Source organism: Lysobacter alkalisoli (genome assembly GCF_006547045.1).
In the GTDB taxonomy this organism is placed as follows: Bacteria; Pseudomonadota; Gammaproteobacteria; order Xanthomonadales; family Xanthomonadaceae; genus Marilutibacter; species Marilutibacter alkalisoli.
The window spans coordinates 2,146,720-2,161,557 of sequence record NZ_CP041242.1 but is presented as its reverse complement, the minus strand read 5'-3'; the positions used below and the strand labels follow the sequence as shown (position 1 = coordinate 2,161,557).

Sequence of the window (14,838 nt, the reverse complement as noted above, 5' to 3'; positions counted from 1 at the left end):
GGGGACCGTCATCGCGCTGACGACGGCCTGAATCGCACCCGGAAGGGTTCACGCATCGCGCACTTGCAGGACGTGATCCTGCTTTTGCCCGCCCAGGCGGACAGCGAAGTCGAACCGGAGTGATGGATGCCCCTGTCCCACGCGATCGGCGGCAAGGTGTGCAACAAGGTCGTGGCCGTATTCGCCGATACCGCCACGGCGAGCGCGGCCGCGACGTCGCTGCGTACCGCGCTGCATCTCGGGCATGGCCAAGTCAGGGTGATCCGTCCGCGCTTCCCGCTACCGGGACGCAGGCTCGATTCCGGAATGGCGGATGTCAGGCCCGGAGCCAGGTCCAGAGTGAAGCGTGCAGCGCTGCGCCCGCAATTTGCCATGGCCCTGGCCGGCGCGTTGGCCGGGGCAGCGGTTTTCATGTTGTTGCGGGCCACCGGCGTGACCCTGATCGTGACCTCGGTCCTGGTGGCATTGGTGGCACTGGTGCTCTACGGGGCGCTGTCAGGGCTGCTGATCGGCCGTCTTCTTGGATTGCGTGCCGATCGTGGCAGCCACGCCAGCGCCGTCCTGGACGAGCTCCGGAAAGGTCACGCCGCAGTCGTCGTGCATGCGCACGGCAGCAATGAACGCGACCGCGCCGATGCGATGCTGGCGTCCCGGGGCGGCCGGATGATGGCCATGCCTTGATGTACCGTCCAGGTTTCCACGTGTTCGAGGAGTCAGGCATGTCGCAGTCTTTCCGCCCGAAGGTCCGGGACTTCGATCCCGAAGTCATGCGCCTGTTCGACCAGTATGTGCATGGTGCGATCGATCGCCGTGGTTTCCTGGCCGGCGCGGCACGCTTCGCGGCCGGAGCCGCAGGGGCTGCCGGGCTGCTGGCCGCGTTGAGCCCGAATTTCGCCGCCGCGCAGCAGGTCGAGCCCGACGATGCCCGGCTCGACACCGGATACCGCGAGTTCCCGTCGCCGCAGGGCCATGGCACCGCGCGCGGTTATCTGGCCCGGCCCGCCGATGCCGACGGACCGTTGCCGGTGGTGCTGGTCGTGCATGAGAACCGGGGCCTCAATCCGCACATCGAGGACGTGACCCGGCGTCTCGCCCTCGAGAACTACATCGCATTCGCACCGGATGCACTATTCCCGCTCGGCGGCTATCCCGGTGACGAGGATGCGGCGCGCGCGCTGTTCCCGGAACTCGACCAGGCCAGGGTGCGCGAGGATTTTCTTGCCGCGGCACGGATGCTTGAGGGCATCGAGGGCGGCAATGGGCGCATGGGCGTGGTCGGTTTCTGCTATGGCGGGCTGATGTCCAACTACCTGGCCACACAGCTGCCGGAGCTGGCCGCCGCGGCCCCGTTCTACGGCAGTGCACCGCCACTGGAAGACGTGTCGGGCATCAAGGCCGAAATGCTGGTGGTGCTGGCCGATGACGACCCGCGCGTCAATGCCACCTGGCCCGACTACGAAACCGCGCTGAAGGCTGCCGGAGTGAAGTACGAGCTGTTCCAGCCCGAGGGCACGCTGCACGGTTTCAACAACGACACCACGCCCCGCTACGACGAGAAAGCTGCGAACGATGCCTGGGCGAAGTTGCTGGTGCTGTTCGAGCGGACCCTGCGCGTCGACGGATAGCGCGGGACGCCACTACGAGCCGGTGAACGCTTCCCGTTCGGCGTCGCTCAGCGGCAGTGCCACGGCACGGCCGGTTTCCGCGGCTTCGACCGCGGCTTCGAGCACCGCCATCACCGCCACCGCCTGCGCTGGCGGGACCGGGTTGCGGCCATATCCACGCAGGGCATCGGCAATCGCAGCGTAGTAGCGCGATTGGTCGCCGCGAGGCGTGGCCAACGGTCGTGGCTCGTGGCTGCCGTCATGCACCATCAGCGGGTCGTCGTCGCGACCCCAGTCGGCATCGCCCGGGCGGACGCCGGCCAGCAACTGGGACTCTTGCGGGTCCGCCTTGGCCTTGACCGCACTGCCAAGCGTGCCGTGCACGGCGAACCGGGTCTGGCCACCGGCGGTGAGCATGTCGGCATGGAGCACGGCCCGTCGCGCACCGTGTTCGAGGACGACATGCGCCCAGTCGGTCGTGGCCGCACCGGCCCGCTGCAGAGCGAAAGAAGCCTGCACACGGTCGGGCAGGCCGAACAATTGCAGGGCCTGGTCGACCAGGTGCGGACCGAGGTCCCACCACAGCCCGCTGCCCACTCCGGCCTGCTCGCGCCAGCGCACGCGGACTTCCGGGCGGAAGCGTTCGATGCGCGATTCCAGATGTACCGGTTCGCCGACCAGACCGTCGTCGATGGCCTGACGGATCGCGAGGAAGTCGGTGTCCCAGCGGCGGTTCTGGAACACCGACAGCAGTCGGCCGTGTTCCTGTGCCAGTGCAGCCAGTTCGCGCGCCTCGTGCAGCGACAGCGTGAACGGCTTGTCCACCACCACATGCTTGCCGGCCAGCAGTGCCGCGCGGGCGAGCGGGGCATGGCTGTCGTTGGGCGAGGCGATCACCACCAGTTCGACGCGCGGATCCGAGATCGCGCGCAGCGCGTCGCCGATCACCTCGGCATCGAGCAGGTCGGCATGCACCTTGGCGGCATCGCCCGACGCGACGATCGACAGATCGAGCCCGGGAATGGCGCGGATCAGCGGCGCATGGAAGCTGCGGCCGGCGAATCCATAACCGATCAGGGCGACTCGCAGGGGGGCTGTGGTCATTAGTTCTGGTTCCTGATGCGGTGGCACGCCCGGCGGGTGCGAAGGTTCGTGGACGGGAAGGACGAACGTCAGGATAACGGCCGTGCCTCGCACGGCGGCTCCCGTGCCGGCCCGGGCCTGGTGGCAGTGTAAAATGCCGGCCCGATTCACGGAGTTCATCGATGTCCAGCAATCCGCCGCCCTGTCCGCAATGCAGCCTCGAGAACACCTACGTGGACGACACCCGTTATGTGTGTGCGGACTGCGGCTACGAATGGCCGATCGTCGACGGCGAAGGTGCGGAAAGCAGCGTGGTCGTGCGCGACAGCAACGGCAACGTGCTGGCCACCGGCGACAGCGTGGTGGTGATCAAGGACCTCAAGGTCAAGGGTTCGTCGATTCCGCTCAAGCAGGGCACGATGATCCGCAACATCCGCCTGGTCGAGGACGATGCCGAGCATATCGAAGGCAACTCCGACAAGATCAAGGGCCTGGTCCTGAAGACCTGCTTCCTGCGCAAGGCCTGAGGCCCGGGAGTCACGGAGCGCGCGACAGGTCCAGGGTGCCTTCACCGCTGAAACGGCGGGTGCCGAACAGCCCGCCTTCCAGCTTGCCGTTTACCTTGTAGTTCCAGGCCGGCTCATGGCTGGAGTCGGCCAGGCCGGTGATCTGCCGGACCACGTTGAGCGCCGAAACGGTTACCGGAATCGTGACCAGGGTTTCGCCGTAGCGCGGTACCGTGCCGGCTTCATTGCTGACGCCGGTGGCCAGGCGCTGGCCGTTGAGGTCGAGCCGCAACGCGGCGCCGCTGTAGTCGACGGCGCTGTCGTTGGGATTCTGGACGCGCAGCTTGACCGCCAGCCTCAATTCCATGCCGTCGCCCGGCAACGATTCGATTCCGGCCACGTCGATGTTGAGCGGGTCGCGGTTGGGCAGGCTTGCGCAGGCGCCGAGCAGGACCGCCAGCAGCAGGGCCGCCGTGGCACGTAGCCCGGGGAGCGAAGGGCGGTTCCTGAACGGAATCGTCATCATGGCGAAATCCTCACGTGATCTGTTGCAGTCTGCCATGAGGGCCGCCGCGCCGGATGACCGGTTGTGCGGGCGGTTTCCCCCGGATGCGACCGGGTGTAGCGTGTACCCAACGGCCCAGAACCAATCGACGAGGCTTGCCATGCACATTCCATATCAGGCGATCCGCTTGCGGATGATCCATGTCCTCTGTGCTCTCGTGGCGATGGCCATGCTGGCGTCCTGCGCGAGCGGCCCACGCGTCCGCGCCGAACTCGATCCGGAGGCCGACTTCTCGCGCTACCGCAGTTATGCGTTCTACGAGCCGCTGGCGATGGAGGAGTCGGGCTACGGCAGCTACCTCAGCGATCGGATCAAGACGTCGATCCGGCGCGAAATGGAGGCTCGCGGCTATGTGTTCGACGCGCAGTCGCCGGACCTCAGGGTCAATTTCCAGGCCGTGGTGCAGGACAAGACCGATGTCTACAGCGTGCCGCGCACCGATATCCAGTACTTCTACAGCTATCGTCACCGCCACTATGTCGCGGTGCCGGTGTGGTACGACCAGACCCAGGTGAGCCGGTACCGCGAAGGTACGCTGACCGTCGACCTGGTCGATGCGGCGCGCAACCGGCTGGTCTGGACCGGCGATGCGATCGGCCGGGTGGTGCAGCGCACACCGCAGGAGCGTTCCGCCGCGGCAGACCAGGCGGTCACCGCGATCTTCGCGCAATTCCCGTTTGCCGCCGGTTCGCGGGCGGCAATGCCCTGAGGCCGCAGCGGCGGAGCAGGGCGGTCCGCTCCGGTCGGGGACGCGGCGGCCCGTACGCGCGGGCTTGCCGGGGGGCGTGCGTTCGGGCGAGGATGCGGCGCAATCTGATCACGCGGACGCCCAATGACCTCGCCTGAAAACCTGTCCCCCCGCAACCTGGCTCCGCGCAGCAGGATCCTCGCCTTCCTGTTCGAAACCAGCCTGGTGGTGCAGATCCTGGTCGGTCTGGTCGCCGGCCTGCTGCTGGCCTGGTTGTGGCCGTCCGCGGCGGCTTCGGTGGGGCTGCTCGGCGCGGTGTTCGTGTCGGCGCTGAAGGCGGTCGCTCCGGTGCTGGTGCTGGTGCTGGTCACCGCGGCGATCGCCAATCACCGCCAGGGACAGTCGACGCGCATCCGTCCGATCATCGGCCTGTACCTGGTCGGGACGCTGCTGGCGGCCGTGGTCGCGGTGGCGGCCAGCTTCATGTTCCCGTTGACGCTGCAACTGGCCGGTGCGGATGTGGAGATGGCGCCGCCGGAGGGCATCGTCGAAGTGCTGCGGACGCTGCTGCTGAAGATCGTCGACAACCCGGTCAACGCGCTGCGCGATGGCAACTTCATCGGCATCCTGGCCTGGGCGGTGGGGCTGGGTATCGCGTTCCGGCATGCGGGCGAGGGCACCCGCGCGGTGGTGTCCGACCTGGCCGGTGCGGTGACCTTCATCGTGCGGGTGGTGATCCGTTTCGCGCCGCTGGGCATCTTCGGCCTGGTCGCGGCGACGCTGGCCGAGTCCGGTTTCGGTGCGCTGCTCGATTACGTGCGGCTGCTGGCGGTGCTGGTCGGCAGCATGCTGTTCGTGGCGCTGGTCGCCAATCCGCTGATCGTGTTCGCGCTGACCCGCAGCAATCCGTACCCGCTGGTGCTGACCTGTCTGCGCGAGAGCGGCATCACTGCGTTCTTCACCCGCAGTTCGGCGGCCAACATCCCGGTCAACATGGATCTGTGCCGGCGCCTGGGGCTGCCGGAGGACACCTATTCGGTGTCGATCCCGCTCGGTGCGACCATCAACATGGCCGGCGCGGCGATCACCATCACCGTGCTGACGCTGGCGGCGGTTCACACACTCGGCATCGAGGTCGACATCGCGACCGCGCTGCTGCTGAGCGTGGTCGCCGCGGTCGCGGCCTGCGGCGCGTCGGGCGTGGCGGGAGGATCGCTGCTGCTGATACCACTGGCCTGCGCGATGTTCGGCATCTCCAACGACATCGCGATGCAGGTGGTCGCGATCGGCTTCATCATCGGGGTGGTGCAGGATTCGTGCGAGACCGCGTTGAATTCGTCGACGGATGTGGTGTTCACCGCGGCGGCCAGCAAGATGGGGAAATGACCGAAGTCCCGCCCGCGCTGGCGACCGGGTTGCCCGATGCCCAGCGGGAGGCGCTGGAGGCGGCCTACGATTCGCCGCCGCGGGCCTATCACAACTTCGGCCATGTGCTGGAGGTGTTGCGGCACTACGAAGCGGTGGCGGCCGGCCCTGGCTGGCGGCAGCCGGACGAGGTCCGCCTGGCCGTGCTCTACCACGATGCGATCTACCAGCCGGGACGCGGCGACAACGAGGCGCGCTCGGCCGTGTTCGCGGTCGAGCAGATCGGACGCTGGATGCCCGATGCCGGTATCGATGCCGCCCGCGTGGCCGAGCTGATCGAGTTGACCGCGCGGCACGGGACGTTCTCGCCCGGGGACTTCGACGACGATTCCGCAGCGGACGACGTGCGTCACTTCCTCGATTGCGACATGGCCATCCTCGGCGCCGAGCCGGCCGCGTTCGATGCCTATGACCGCGGCATCGCCAGCGAGTATCGCGGCCACGTGCCAGCCTGGTTGTTCCGGCTCAATCGCAGGCGCTTCATCAAGGGACTGCTGCAGCGCGAACGCATCTACCTGAGCGAATTCTTCCACAAGCGGCTTGAACAGAAGGCACGGGCCAACCTGCGGCGCCTGTTGACGCAGAAACGGTGATGTTGCGCGTGAAACCAAGCCGCGCGGACGTTGCCTTCGACCCTACAATCGGCCGTCCACGATCCGTTGAAGACACTAATCGATGACCGATGCCGCCGTGACCATCCCCCGTGCGCAGGATCTGCCTGCAGGCAATTCCAAGGGGCGCGTGCTGTTCGCCAGCCTGATCGGCACCACCATCGAGTTCTTCGATTTCTACATCTACGCCACCGCCGCGGTGCTGGTGTTCCCGGCGCTGTTCTTCCCGGCCGCCGATCCGGCCTCGTCGACGCTGCAATCGCTGGCGACTTTCGCGCTGGCGTTCTTCGCCCGCCCGATCGGTTCGGCGGTGTTCGGCCACTTCGGCGACCGGGTCGGGCGCAAGGCGACCCTGGTCGCGGCGCTGCTGACGATGGGCCTGTCGACGGTGGTGATCGGCCTGCTGCCGACGTATGCGCAATGGGGCGTGGCGGCGCCGGCATTGCTGGCCCTGTGCCGGTTCGGGCAGGGCCTCGGCCTGGGCGGCGAGTGGGGCGGGGCGGTGCTGCTGGCGACCGAGAACGCGCCGCCGGGCCAGCGCGCCTGGTACGGCATGTTCCCGCAGCTCGGCGCGCCGATCGGCTTCTTCCTTGCCACCGGCACCTTCCTGCTGCTGACCGCGGTGATGGACGACGACGCCTTCTTCTCCTGGGGCTGGCGGGTTCCGTTCATCGGCAGCGCGGTACTGGTGTTCCTCGGCCTGTGGATCCGCCTGCGGATCAGCGAGACGCCGGCCTTCCAGCGCGTGATCGACCGCCAGGAGCGCGTCCGTATGCCGATGCTCGACGTGCTGACCCGGCATCCGGGCGCGCTGCTCAAAGGCACGGTGGCGGCGCTGGCGACCTTCGTGCTGTTCTACCTGATGACCGTGTTCGCACTGAGCTGGGGCACCTCGCAGCTCGGCTACACGCGCGAGCAGTTCCTGTGGATGCAGATGGCGGGCGTGGTGTGCTTTGCCATCACCATCCCGCTGGCGGCGGCGTATGCGGATCGTGTCGGCCGCCGACGGATGATGATGCTGGCGACGCTGGCCGTGCTCGTGTTCGGGCTGGCGTTCGAGCCGCTGTTCGTCGCTGGCAGTACCGTGGGCGTGGCGCTGTTCCTCGCGCTGGGACTGGGGGTCATGGGCCTGACCTACGGGCCGCTCGGCACGATCCTGGCCGAGCTGTTCCCGGCCGAGGTGCGCTACAGCGGAGCCTCGCTGGCGTTCAACCTGTCGGGCATCTTCGGCGCGTCGCTGGCGCCGTACGCGGCGACATGGCTGGCCGGCCGCTACGGACTGGCGGCGGTCGGCTGGTATGCGGCCGGCGCTGCGTTGCTGACGTTGCTTGCCCTGCTGGCGATCCCGCGCAAGCTCCACGATTGAGTCGCGTGTCATCGGTTTGACGCGCCGGAGCCCCGTGGCGAAGGATGCAGGCATGCATGAAACCCGACTGTCATCCGACCGACATAGCCTCAGCTGATGAACATCCTGATGCTGTCGGACGTCTACTTCCCGCGGGTCAACGGGGTCTCCACCTCGATCCGTACGTTCGCCCGGTCGCTGCTGCAGATGGGTCACAGGGTCACCCTGGTCGTGCCGGATTACGGCGAGGGCAGTGGCCAGGATGACGATGACGGACTGCCGGGACTGGAAGTCATCCGGCTGCCATCGCGGGTGATCTTCTTCGACCCCGAAGATCGTCTGATCCGCGCCCCGGCCATGCGCGAGGTGTTGCCGAAGCTGGTGGCGGGACGCTGGGACGTGGTGCACATCCATACGCCGTTCCGCGCTCACAGGCTTGGCGTGCGGCTGTCCGACTTGACCGCCGTGCCGACGGTCGAGACCTATCACACCTATTTCGAGGAGTACATCGCCCACTACCTGCCATGGCTGCCGGGCGGGCTTCTGCGGATGATCGCGCGGCAGGTGTCGCGCTTCCTCTGCCATGGCGTCGACCACCTGATCGTGCCGAGCCGGCAGATGGTCGAGGTGCTTGAGCGCTATGGCGTGGAGACGCCTTCGACAGTGATCCCGACCGGTATCGACCTGGATGAGTTCAAGGGTGGCGATGGCGCCGCGTTCCGGCACCGGCATGGAATCGCGCCGGCGCGGCCGACTCTGGTCACGGTCAGCCGGCTGGCGATGGAGAAGAACATCGCCTTCCTGATCGAGGTGGTGAAGCGGCTGGTGCCGGAATTCCCCGACCTGCTCTTCATCGTCGCAGGCGAGGGGCCGGATGCGACGCGGCTGAAGCAGATGGTCGACCGGTTGGGGATCGCTGACAACGTGCGCTTCTTCGGCAACCTGGATCGGCGTACCGAACTGCTCGATGCCTACCGTGCCGGCGATGTGTTCGTGTTCGCCTCGCCGACCGAGACCCAGGGCCTGGTGCTGACCGAGGCGATGGCGTTGGGCGTGCCGGTGGTGTCGACCGCGGTGATGGGTACCGCCACAGTGTTGCAGGGCACCTGCAGCGCGCTGGTCAGTGGCGAGGACGTGGCCGAATTCGCGGGCCATGTTGCCGGGCTATTGCGTTCGCCGGAGCGTCGGGCGGCGTTGTCGGCCGCGGGTCCGGCGGACGCGATGACATGGAGCACGGATGCCCTGATGGGGCGGGTGGTCGACCTCTATCAGCGGCTTGTCGATGAAGGATGAGTGCAGGGTTCACGTCACGGGACGTGCCCGTCCGGCGGCGGCAAGCGCGGCCAGGGCGAGCAGGCCGGATACGCCCAGAATCGACGCATAGGCCAAGGTTGGCGCCGTGGTCAGCCGGGCCGCGAGCAGGCTGCCACTGACGGCCAGCACGGTGGCGGTGAACAAGGCATCGAACAGCTGCAGTGCGGATGCGCTGTCGCCCTGGCGGCCATCCGGTGCCAGTTCCAGCGTGAGCACGGCCAGGGTCGGGCGGGTCAGGCCCATGCCGAGTCCCGCCGCGACCCAGCCGCACAGGGCAATCGCCACCGGCATGTCGGCCCAGGCGGCGGTCGCGGTGGCGGCCGTTCCGGTCACCAGCAGCGCCAGCCCGGCCTGCATCAGGCGCACCGGCTCGCATCCATCCAGTCGCGAGCGCAGCCACGAGCCCAGCGACCAGCCGATCGCCCCCAGCGTCAGCGCCATGCCCGCCTGGGCCGGGGCGAAGCCGTGTTCGCGCGAGAGCATCAAGGGCAGCAGGGCCTCGGTGCCGAAGAAGGCCGCCGAGGCCAGCCCGCGCAGGGCTACCACCGTCGGCAGACCGCGTGCCAGCCTCAAGGTTCCAGCCGGCAGCAGTTGCCGGCAGGCCAGCATCAGCAGAAGGATCGCGAACGCACACAACATCCAGCCAGCAGTGGTGCCCATCCGTGCGGCCGGGTGGAGCAGCATGGCGCCGCCGGCGGCGATGGCCGCCCAAGCCAGCCGTGGCCACAACGATGTGGTCGTTGCACGCGCGGTGTTGTCGCTGCCGGCAATCCGGACCGGGCCGAGCACCAGCGGCGCGACCATCACCGTGCCCGCGGCCACCGCCAGGAACACCAGTCGCCAGTGCAGGTGTTCGACGATCAGGCCGCTCAGTGCCGGGCCGACCATGGCCGGCACCACCCAGGCCGCGGAGAAGGCGGCGAACATGCGCGCATGCAGCGCTTTCGGATAGGCCTGCGCGACCACGATGTAGAGCGCGACCGACAGCAGTCCGCCCCCGAGCCCCTGCGCCGCGCGGCCGAGAATGAAGACGCGCATGTCGGTGGCCAGTCCGGCGGCCAGAAGACCGAGCACGAAAGCCACGATGCCGGCCCTTAGCGGCGGATGCGCGCCGCGGGCGTCGCTCCATTGTCCGCCGGCCACCAGACCGATTACGCTGGCTGCGAGCGTGGTGCCAAACGCCATCGCATACATCGACAGTCCGTCAAGGGCGGTGGCGATGGTGGGCATCGCGGTTGCCACGCCGAGTGCCTCGAAGGCATACAGCGCTTCGAGCATGACGATGGCCACAGTCATGGTGCGATAACGGGGCGAGAGCAGGCCATCCGGGCGAGCGGCCGGGTCGGTGTGCGATGTGGCCAGGGTGGTGGACATCGATGGGGCGCCTGGATTAATGGGGGTGTGGCAGGGCACGCGCTCGCATCTAAGGTTGCATGCGGCATGGCGGAAGCGCGAGGATATGACCTCAAGTTTGGTTGAGGTCAACAGGCGGTGATATGGGACTAAGCTCCGAACTCAGCGTCGGCCACGTGGCCGAACGCAGCGGCGTGGCGGTATCGGCATTGCACTTCTACGAATCGAAGGGCCTGATTCACAGCCACAGGACCGCCGGCAACCAGCGTCGTTACGGGCGCGACACTCTACGGCGATTGGCGGTGATCCGGGTCGCGCAACGGGTCGGGATCCCGTTGGCGACGATCCGCGAGGCCCTGGCCACGCTGCCGGACAACCGCACACCGACGCGCAAGGACTGGATGCGGCTGTCGACGCGCTGGCGCGAGGAGCTGGACGAACGCATCCATCAGCTGACCCGGCTCAGGGACACGCTTGGCGAATGCATCGGTTGCGGCTGCCTGTCGCTGGAGCGTTGCAGGCTGGCCAACCCGGGCGACCGCCTGCATGAAGACGGGGCGGGCGCCCGGCGCTGGGAGGAATAGGAAAGAAGAGAAAGAGGAAAGAATCCGACCGGGCCGTTTTTCGGCCGTCGCGTCGTCGTGGTCCGGGCGGGCCCTGGCCCGGCAAGCGAAGCGTCTTCGCGCTCATTGGCCGTCGGTCCCGGGTAAGGCCTGCGGCCTTGCCCGGGCCAAGGTGAAACGGGAGTGGAGGACGTCTCAGTGTGCGTGCGCGAGCTTGCCCAAGGCGTGGTCGAGAACGCGCTGCAGCTTGCGGGCGGCGCCGGATACGGCAGAGGCGACGGTATCGGCGTCTTCGGAGGCGGTCATCGGCGGCCGGCCTTCGAGCCGGGCTTCCATCAGGCAGACCTTGTCGTTGCCGCCGCTCTTGCCTCCGTTTTTGTCGCGGACGTGGACTTCGATTCGGGTGATCTGGTCGCCGAAGCGGTCGAGTGACCCCGCGACGGAAGATTCGACATGCCGCGTCAGGGATTCATCGTGCTGGACGTGGCTGTCGGTGTTGATCTGTACCTTCATTGCGCCTCCATTGTAGTTCTTGGGAGGGCGGATCGTCGGTTCGCGTCCGCCCGGCACCATCTAGGTAGTGCCTGTACTCAGACCACGCGAAGGGCGTCAGGTTCCGGCCGGAGTAAGAGCCGGATAGCTCTCCCCCCTTCCGGCTGCGACTGAACGTGGTGAAGCATCCGGGTTCAGGGCGTGGGACGTATACCCGGCGTAGAATCCGCCGATGTTCGTCAATATCGCCGCCTACCATTTCACTCCGGTCGACGATCCGGCCGTTCTCGCCGCGCGCCTGCGCGACTTTGCCGAATCGGGCGAGCTGCGCGGTACCGTGCTGGTCGCCGGAGAGGGGGTCAACCTGTTCCTGGCCGGTACGGCCAAGGCCATCGAGGGCTTCCTCGACGCGTTGCGTGAGGACGTGCGCTTCGCCGATGTCGTCGTCAAGTACAGCCACAGCCGCACGCAGCCATTCTCCCGCCTCAAGGTCAAGCTCAAGCGCGAGATCATCGCCTTCCGCCGCGAGGATGCCTCGCCACTGGTCGGGCGTGCGCCGACGGTGGCGCCGGCCGACCTCGCGCGTTGGCTGGAGCGGGGGCATGACGACGACGGCCGCCGGGTGGTGATGCTCGATACCCGCAACCGCGAGGAGGTCGGCCACGGCACCTTCGCCAATGCGCTGACCCTGCCGATCGACAACTTCACCGACCTGCCCGACGCGCTGGAGCCGCACCGCGAGGCGCTGGCCGACGCCACCGTGGTCAGTTTCTGCACCGGCGGCATTCGCTGCGAGAAGGCGGCGCTGTGGATGCACGCCACCGGCATGGACAACGTGTTGCAGCTCGACGGCGGCATCCTCGGCTACTTCGAACAGGTTGGCGGTGCGCACTACGACGGCCGCTGCTTCGTGTTCGACGAGCGTGTCGCGCTGGATCCCGGACTGGCGCCGCTGGTCGATGCAGGCGATGTCGATGACGACATGGAAGATGCCGCCCGGGAAGCATCCGGCACCGGCAGGCAGGCGGCCTGACGCTGCCAGGCCACCTGCTGCGGGAGTTGCGGCGCCTGGGCGCCTGAGAGATGGGGCCGGGAGGGCTCAGACGTTGACGTTGGCCATGGCTGCCGCCGGATAACGGGTGCCAGCGACTTCGTAGTGGGCCAGGACTTCGTCCAGTTGGGCCCACTCGGCGGCGTCCAGCGCCAGCGTCGTCGCGGCCGCGTTTTCGTCCAGGCGGCTGATCCGGCGCGTGCCGGGAATCGGCACGATGTCTGGCCCGCGATGCAGCAGCCAGGCCAGCGCCAGTTGTGCCGGCGTGCATCCGCGTGCCTGCGCCAGTTCGGTCACCGCCTGTACCAGCGCACGGTTGACGTCGATGTTGCCGTCCTGGAAGCGCGGGTTCTGCCGTCGCCAGTCATCGGCGGCGAGCCTATCGGTCGATGGGATCGCTCCGGTGAGGAAGCCGCGACCGAGCGGGCTGTAGGCGACGAAGCCGACGTGCAGTTCGCGGCAGGCCACGAGGGCGTCGTTCTCCACGTCGCGCGTCCACAGCGAATACTCGCTCTGCAGCGCAGCGATCGGATGCACGGCGGCGGCACGGCGCACGGTGTCGCCTGAAGCCTCGGACAGGCCGAGGTGGCGCACCTTGCCGGCCTCGACCAGTCGCGCCATCGCGCCGACGGTGTCCTCGACCGGCACCTTGGGGTCGACGCGGTGCTGGTAGTACAGGTCGATGTGGTCGACGCCGAGTCGCTTCAGGCTGGCATCGCAGGCCGCGGCGACGTATTTGGGCGAGCCGTCGATGCCAAGGAAGGTGCCGTCGGCTGCGCGCACATTGCCGAACTTGGTCGCCAGCACGACTTCGTCGCGGCGACGGGCGAGGACCTTGGCCAGCAGCGCCTCGTTGCGGCCGACGCCGTACATGTCGGCGGTGTCGAGGAAGTTCACGCCGATGTCGATGGCATGGTCGAGCACGGCCAGGTTGGCCTGCTCGTCGGACGGGCCATAGAAGTCGGACATGCCCATGCAGCCGAGGCCGATCGTGGACACGGTGAGGCCTTGTCCAAGTTGGCGGCGTGGAACGGTGGTCGTGGCGGGGGAGGTCATGGCAGGCTCCTGGGGGTGTGGATTGGGGCAGTGCGGGCAGGCTAGGTCCGGTCGCGCCCGGTCCGGTAGCAGGTTGCCGCAGGATTCTTGCCCGATCCTGCATGTTGATCGGCAGGCTTCAGCGGAGAATGAGTGCGCGACGTATGCTTGGTCGCACGTCAACTGCCATTAAAATCATGCAATTGCAGACGAAATCAAAAGCCATGCCTGCGCCGGCCGCCGATCCCCGTCAGCAGGAGCTGTCCGAACGGATTGCCCGATTGGTGCCAGGTGATGGCGTGCATGGCTCAGCCTGGGAATCCCTGACCCTGATCCAGGCCAGCACGCCCAATGACGGCCTGCCATCGGTCTACGAGCCCTGCCTGTGCGTGGTCGTGCAGGGCAGCAAGCGGGCGCTGGTGGGCGACCGGGTGTTCCACTACGACCCGCTCAACTACCTGGTGGTGTCGGTGACCCTGCCGGCGGTGGGGCAGATCCTGGAAGCCAGTCCGGAACGCCCTTACCTGTGCCTGCGGCTGGACATCGATACCGAGGAGGTCTCGCGGCTGATGCTGGATCTGGGTCCCGGTGCCGCGACGGCAACGGCGGGCGCTGGCGAGCCGGGGTTGTATGTGGCCTCGATGTCGGGAGCCCTGCTCGATGCGTTGCTGCGGCTGGTGCGCCTGCTGGACGAGCCGCGCGAGCTGCCGGTACTGGCGCCGGCAGCGTGCCGCGAGATCCACTACCGGGTGTTGATGGGCGAACTCGGCCACCGCCTGCGCGACCTGGCGGTGCACGATGGGCGGACGCAGCGGGTGGCACGTGCGATCGAGTGGATCCGGTCGCGTTTCGACCAGTCGCTGCGGATCGAGTCGCTGGCCGAGGCGGTGCACATGAGTCCGTCGTCGCTGCACCACCAGTTCAAGGCGGTGACGGCAATGTCACCGCTGCAGTTCCAGAAGCAGTTGCGCCTGCACGAGGCGCGGCGGTTGATGTTCAGCGAGGGACTGGAGGCGGCCTCGGCCGCGCACCGGGTCGGTTACGAGAGTCCGTCGCAGTTCAGCCGCGAATACCGTCGGCTGTTCGGCGCGCCGCCGCGGCGCGAGGTGCGGGCGATGCGGGGAGTGCTGGAGTGATGGTGTGAGATCGGTTCGTATCCCGCGGAAGCCGGCTGCCATGCCTTTGCGGGACGCGCCGTGAATA

At 67.7% G+C, this 14,838-nt stretch carries 16 protein-coding genes; 11 read left to right on the top strand and 5 right to left on the bottom strand.

The annotated features are described in order from the left end of the window. The first annotated feature begins 126 nt into the window (after positions 1-126). Positions 127-681 carry a hypothetical protein gene (locus tag FKV23_RS09325; protein WP_141623607.1) on the top strand — a complete coding sequence of 185 codons (555 nt, stop codon included), beginning with the start codon at positions 127-129 and terminating at the stop codon, positions 679-681. A 38-nt stretch (positions 682-719) separates the two neighbouring features. Beyond that, the gene (locus FKV23_RS09320; protein ID WP_141623606.1) at positions 720-1,625 is read left to right on the top strand and encodes a dienelactone hydrolase family protein; all 906 of its coding nucleotides are present in this window, start codon (positions 720-722) and stop codon (positions 1,623-1,625) included. 12 nt (positions 1,626-1,637) lie between these two features. Here FKV23_RS09320 and FKV23_RS09315 read toward each other — a convergent pair whose 3' ends face one another. After that, positions 1,638-2,708: an oxidoreductase gene (locus tag FKV23_RS09315; RefSeq protein WP_141623605.1), complete on the bottom strand. Its 1,071-nt coding sequence runs from the start codon at positions 2,706-2,708 to the stop codon at positions 1,638-1,640. A 161-nt stretch (positions 2,709-2,869) separates the two neighbouring features. Between FKV23_RS09315 and FKV23_RS09310 the strand changes: the two genes are divergently transcribed. After that, complete coding sequence (locus FKV23_RS09310) at positions 2,870-3,214, top strand: zinc ribbon domain-containing protein YjdM (protein WP_141623604.1); 345 nt, start codon at positions 2,870-2,872, stop codon at positions 3,212-3,214. Between the two features lie 10 nt (positions 3,215-3,224). Here the strand turns inward: FKV23_RS09310 and FKV23_RS09305 are convergent, their stop codons facing one another. Then, positions 3,225-3,719: an LEA type 2 family protein gene (locus FKV23_RS09305; protein WP_244243960.1), complete on the bottom strand. Its 495-nt coding sequence runs from the start codon at positions 3,717-3,719 to the stop codon at positions 3,225-3,227. A gap of 139 nt (positions 3,720-3,858) precedes the next feature. Between FKV23_RS09305 and FKV23_RS09300 the strand changes: the two genes are divergently transcribed. The 5 genes from FKV23_RS09300 to FKV23_RS09280 all read left to right on the top strand — a co-directional run bounded on the left by FKV23_RS09300 (position 3,859) and on the right by FKV23_RS09280 (position 9,120). After that, on the top strand, positions 3,859-4,467 hold the full coding sequence (locus FKV23_RS09300) for a DUF4136 domain-containing protein (protein ID WP_167285133.1): 609 nt from the start codon (positions 3,859-3,861) through the stop codon (positions 4,465-4,467). Positions 4,468-4,590: 123 nt separating this feature from the next. Further along, the gene (gene sstT / locus FKV23_RS09295) at positions 4,591-5,832 is read left to right on the top strand and encodes a serine/threonine transporter SstT (RefSeq protein WP_141623603.1); all 1,242 of its coding nucleotides are present in this window, start codon (positions 4,591-4,593) and stop codon (positions 5,830-5,832) included. Beyond that, complete coding sequence (locus FKV23_RS09290) at positions 5,829-6,464, top strand: HD domain-containing protein (protein ID WP_141623602.1); 636 nt, start codon at positions 5,829-5,831, stop codon at positions 6,462-6,464. The genes sstT and FKV23_RS09290 overlap by 4 nt, the downstream gene beginning before the upstream one ends. Positions 6,465-6,546: 82 nt before the next feature. Further along, entirely contained in the window at positions 6,547-7,848 is a 1,302-nt protein-coding gene (locus FKV23_RS09285) for an MFS transporter (protein ID WP_141623601.1), read from the top strand. A 96-nt stretch (positions 7,849-7,944) separates the two neighbouring features. Continuing rightward, positions 7,945-9,120, top strand: a complete 1,176-nt coding sequence (locus tag FKV23_RS09280) for a glycosyltransferase (RefSeq protein WP_141623600.1) — start codon at positions 7,945-7,947, stop codon at positions 9,118-9,120. A 9-nt stretch (positions 9,121-9,129) separates the two neighbouring features. On the opposite strand, the gene FKV23_RS09275 is transcribed toward FKV23_RS09280, so the two are convergent. Next, positions 9,130-10,515, bottom strand: a complete 1,386-nt coding sequence (locus FKV23_RS09275; protein ID WP_141623599.1) for an MFS transporter — start codon at positions 10,513-10,515, stop codon at positions 9,130-9,132. A 122-nt stretch (positions 10,516-10,637) separates the two neighbouring features. On the opposite strand from FKV23_RS09275, the gene soxR reads away from it, so the two are divergent. Beyond that, a complete protein-coding gene (gene soxR, locus FKV23_RS09270) occupies positions 10,638-11,078 on the top strand; it encodes a redox-sensitive transcriptional activator SoxR (protein ID WP_141623598.1) in 441 nt (146 codons plus the stop codon). Between the two features lie 174 nt (positions 11,079-11,252). On the opposite strand, the gene FKV23_RS09265 is transcribed toward soxR, so the two are convergent. Next, entirely contained in the window at positions 11,253-11,570 is a 318-nt protein-coding gene (locus FKV23_RS09265; RefSeq protein ID WP_141623597.1) for an HPF/RaiA family ribosome-associated protein, read from the bottom strand. A 211-nt stretch (positions 11,571-11,781) separates the two neighbouring features. Between FKV23_RS09265 and FKV23_RS09260 the strand changes: the two genes are divergently transcribed. Then, the gene (locus tag FKV23_RS09260; protein WP_141623596.1) at positions 11,782-12,582 is read left to right on the top strand and encodes a sulfurtransferase; all 801 of its coding nucleotides are present in this window, start codon (positions 11,782-11,784) and stop codon (positions 12,580-12,582) included. 66 nt (positions 12,583-12,648) lie between these two features. Here FKV23_RS09260 and FKV23_RS09255 read toward each other — a convergent pair whose 3' ends face one another. Beyond that, positions 12,649-13,656: an aldo/keto reductase gene (locus tag FKV23_RS09255; protein ID WP_141623595.1), complete on the bottom strand. Its 1,008-nt coding sequence runs from the start codon at positions 13,654-13,656 to the stop codon at positions 12,649-12,651. A 203-nt stretch (positions 13,657-13,859) separates the two neighbouring features. Between FKV23_RS09255 and FKV23_RS09250 the strand changes: the two genes are divergently transcribed. Next, positions 13,860-14,771 carry an AraC family transcriptional regulator gene (locus FKV23_RS09250; RefSeq protein WP_244243959.1) on the top strand — a complete coding sequence of 304 codons (912 nt, stop codon included), beginning with the start codon at positions 13,860-13,862 and terminating at the stop codon, positions 14,769-14,771. Positions 14,772-14,838: the final 67 nt, after the last annotated feature.

Excerpts from the sequence above, each read along its gene's own strand:
- FKV23_RS09325 (WP_141623607.1), top strand. The coding sequence starts at position 127 with ATGCCCCTGTCCCACGCGATCGGCGGCAAGGTGTGCAACAAGGTCGTG.
- FKV23_RS09320 (WP_141623606.1), top strand. The coding sequence starts at position 720 with ATGTCGCAGTCTTTCCGCCCGAAGGTCCGGGACTTCGATCCCGAAGTC.
- FKV23_RS09315 (WP_141623605.1), bottom strand. The coding sequence starts at position 2,708 with ATGACCACAGCCCCCCTGCGAGTCGCCCTGATCGGTTATGGATTCGCC.
- FKV23_RS09310 (WP_141623604.1), top strand. The coding sequence starts at position 2,870 with ATGTCCAGCAATCCGCCGCCCTGTCCGCAATGCAGCCTCGAGAACACC.
- FKV23_RS09305 (WP_244243960.1), bottom strand. The coding sequence starts at position 3,719 with ATGATGACGATTCCGTTCAGGAACCGCCCTTCGCTCCCCGGGCTACGT.
- FKV23_RS09300 (WP_167285133.1), top strand. The coding sequence starts at position 3,859 with ATGCACATTCCATATCAGGCGATCCGCTTGCGGATGATCCATGTCCTC.
- sstT (WP_141623603.1), top strand. The coding sequence starts at position 4,591 with ATGACCTCGCCTGAAAACCTGTCCCCCCGCAACCTGGCTCCGCGCAGC.
- FKV23_RS09290 (WP_141623602.1), top strand. The coding sequence starts at position 5,829 with ATGACCGAAGTCCCGCCCGCGCTGGCGACCGGGTTGCCCGATGCCCAG.
- FKV23_RS09285 (WP_141623601.1), top strand. The coding sequence starts at position 6,547 with ATGACCGATGCCGCCGTGACCATCCCCCGTGCGCAGGATCTGCCTGCA.
- FKV23_RS09280 (WP_141623600.1), top strand. The coding sequence starts at position 7,945 with ATGAACATCCTGATGCTGTCGGACGTCTACTTCCCGCGGGTCAACGGG.
- FKV23_RS09275 (WP_141623599.1), bottom strand. The coding sequence starts at position 10,515 with ATGTCCACCACCCTGGCCACATCGCACACCGACCCGGCCGCTCGCCCG.
- soxR (WP_141623598.1), top strand. The coding sequence starts at position 10,638 with ATGGGACTAAGCTCCGAACTCAGCGTCGGCCACGTGGCCGAACGCAGC.
- FKV23_RS09265 (WP_141623597.1), bottom strand. The coding sequence starts at position 11,570 with ATGAAGGTACAGATCAACACCGACAGCCACGTCCAGCACGATGAATCC.
- FKV23_RS09260 (WP_141623596.1), top strand. The coding sequence starts at position 11,782 with ATGTTCGTCAATATCGCCGCCTACCATTTCACTCCGGTCGACGATCCG.
- FKV23_RS09255 (WP_141623595.1), bottom strand. The coding sequence starts at position 13,656 with ATGACCTCCCCCGCCACGACCACCGTTCCACGCCGCCAACTTGGACAA.
- FKV23_RS09250 (WP_244243959.1), top strand. The coding sequence starts at position 13,860 with ATGCCTGCGCCGGCCGCCGATCCCCGTCAGCAGGAGCTGTCCGAACGG.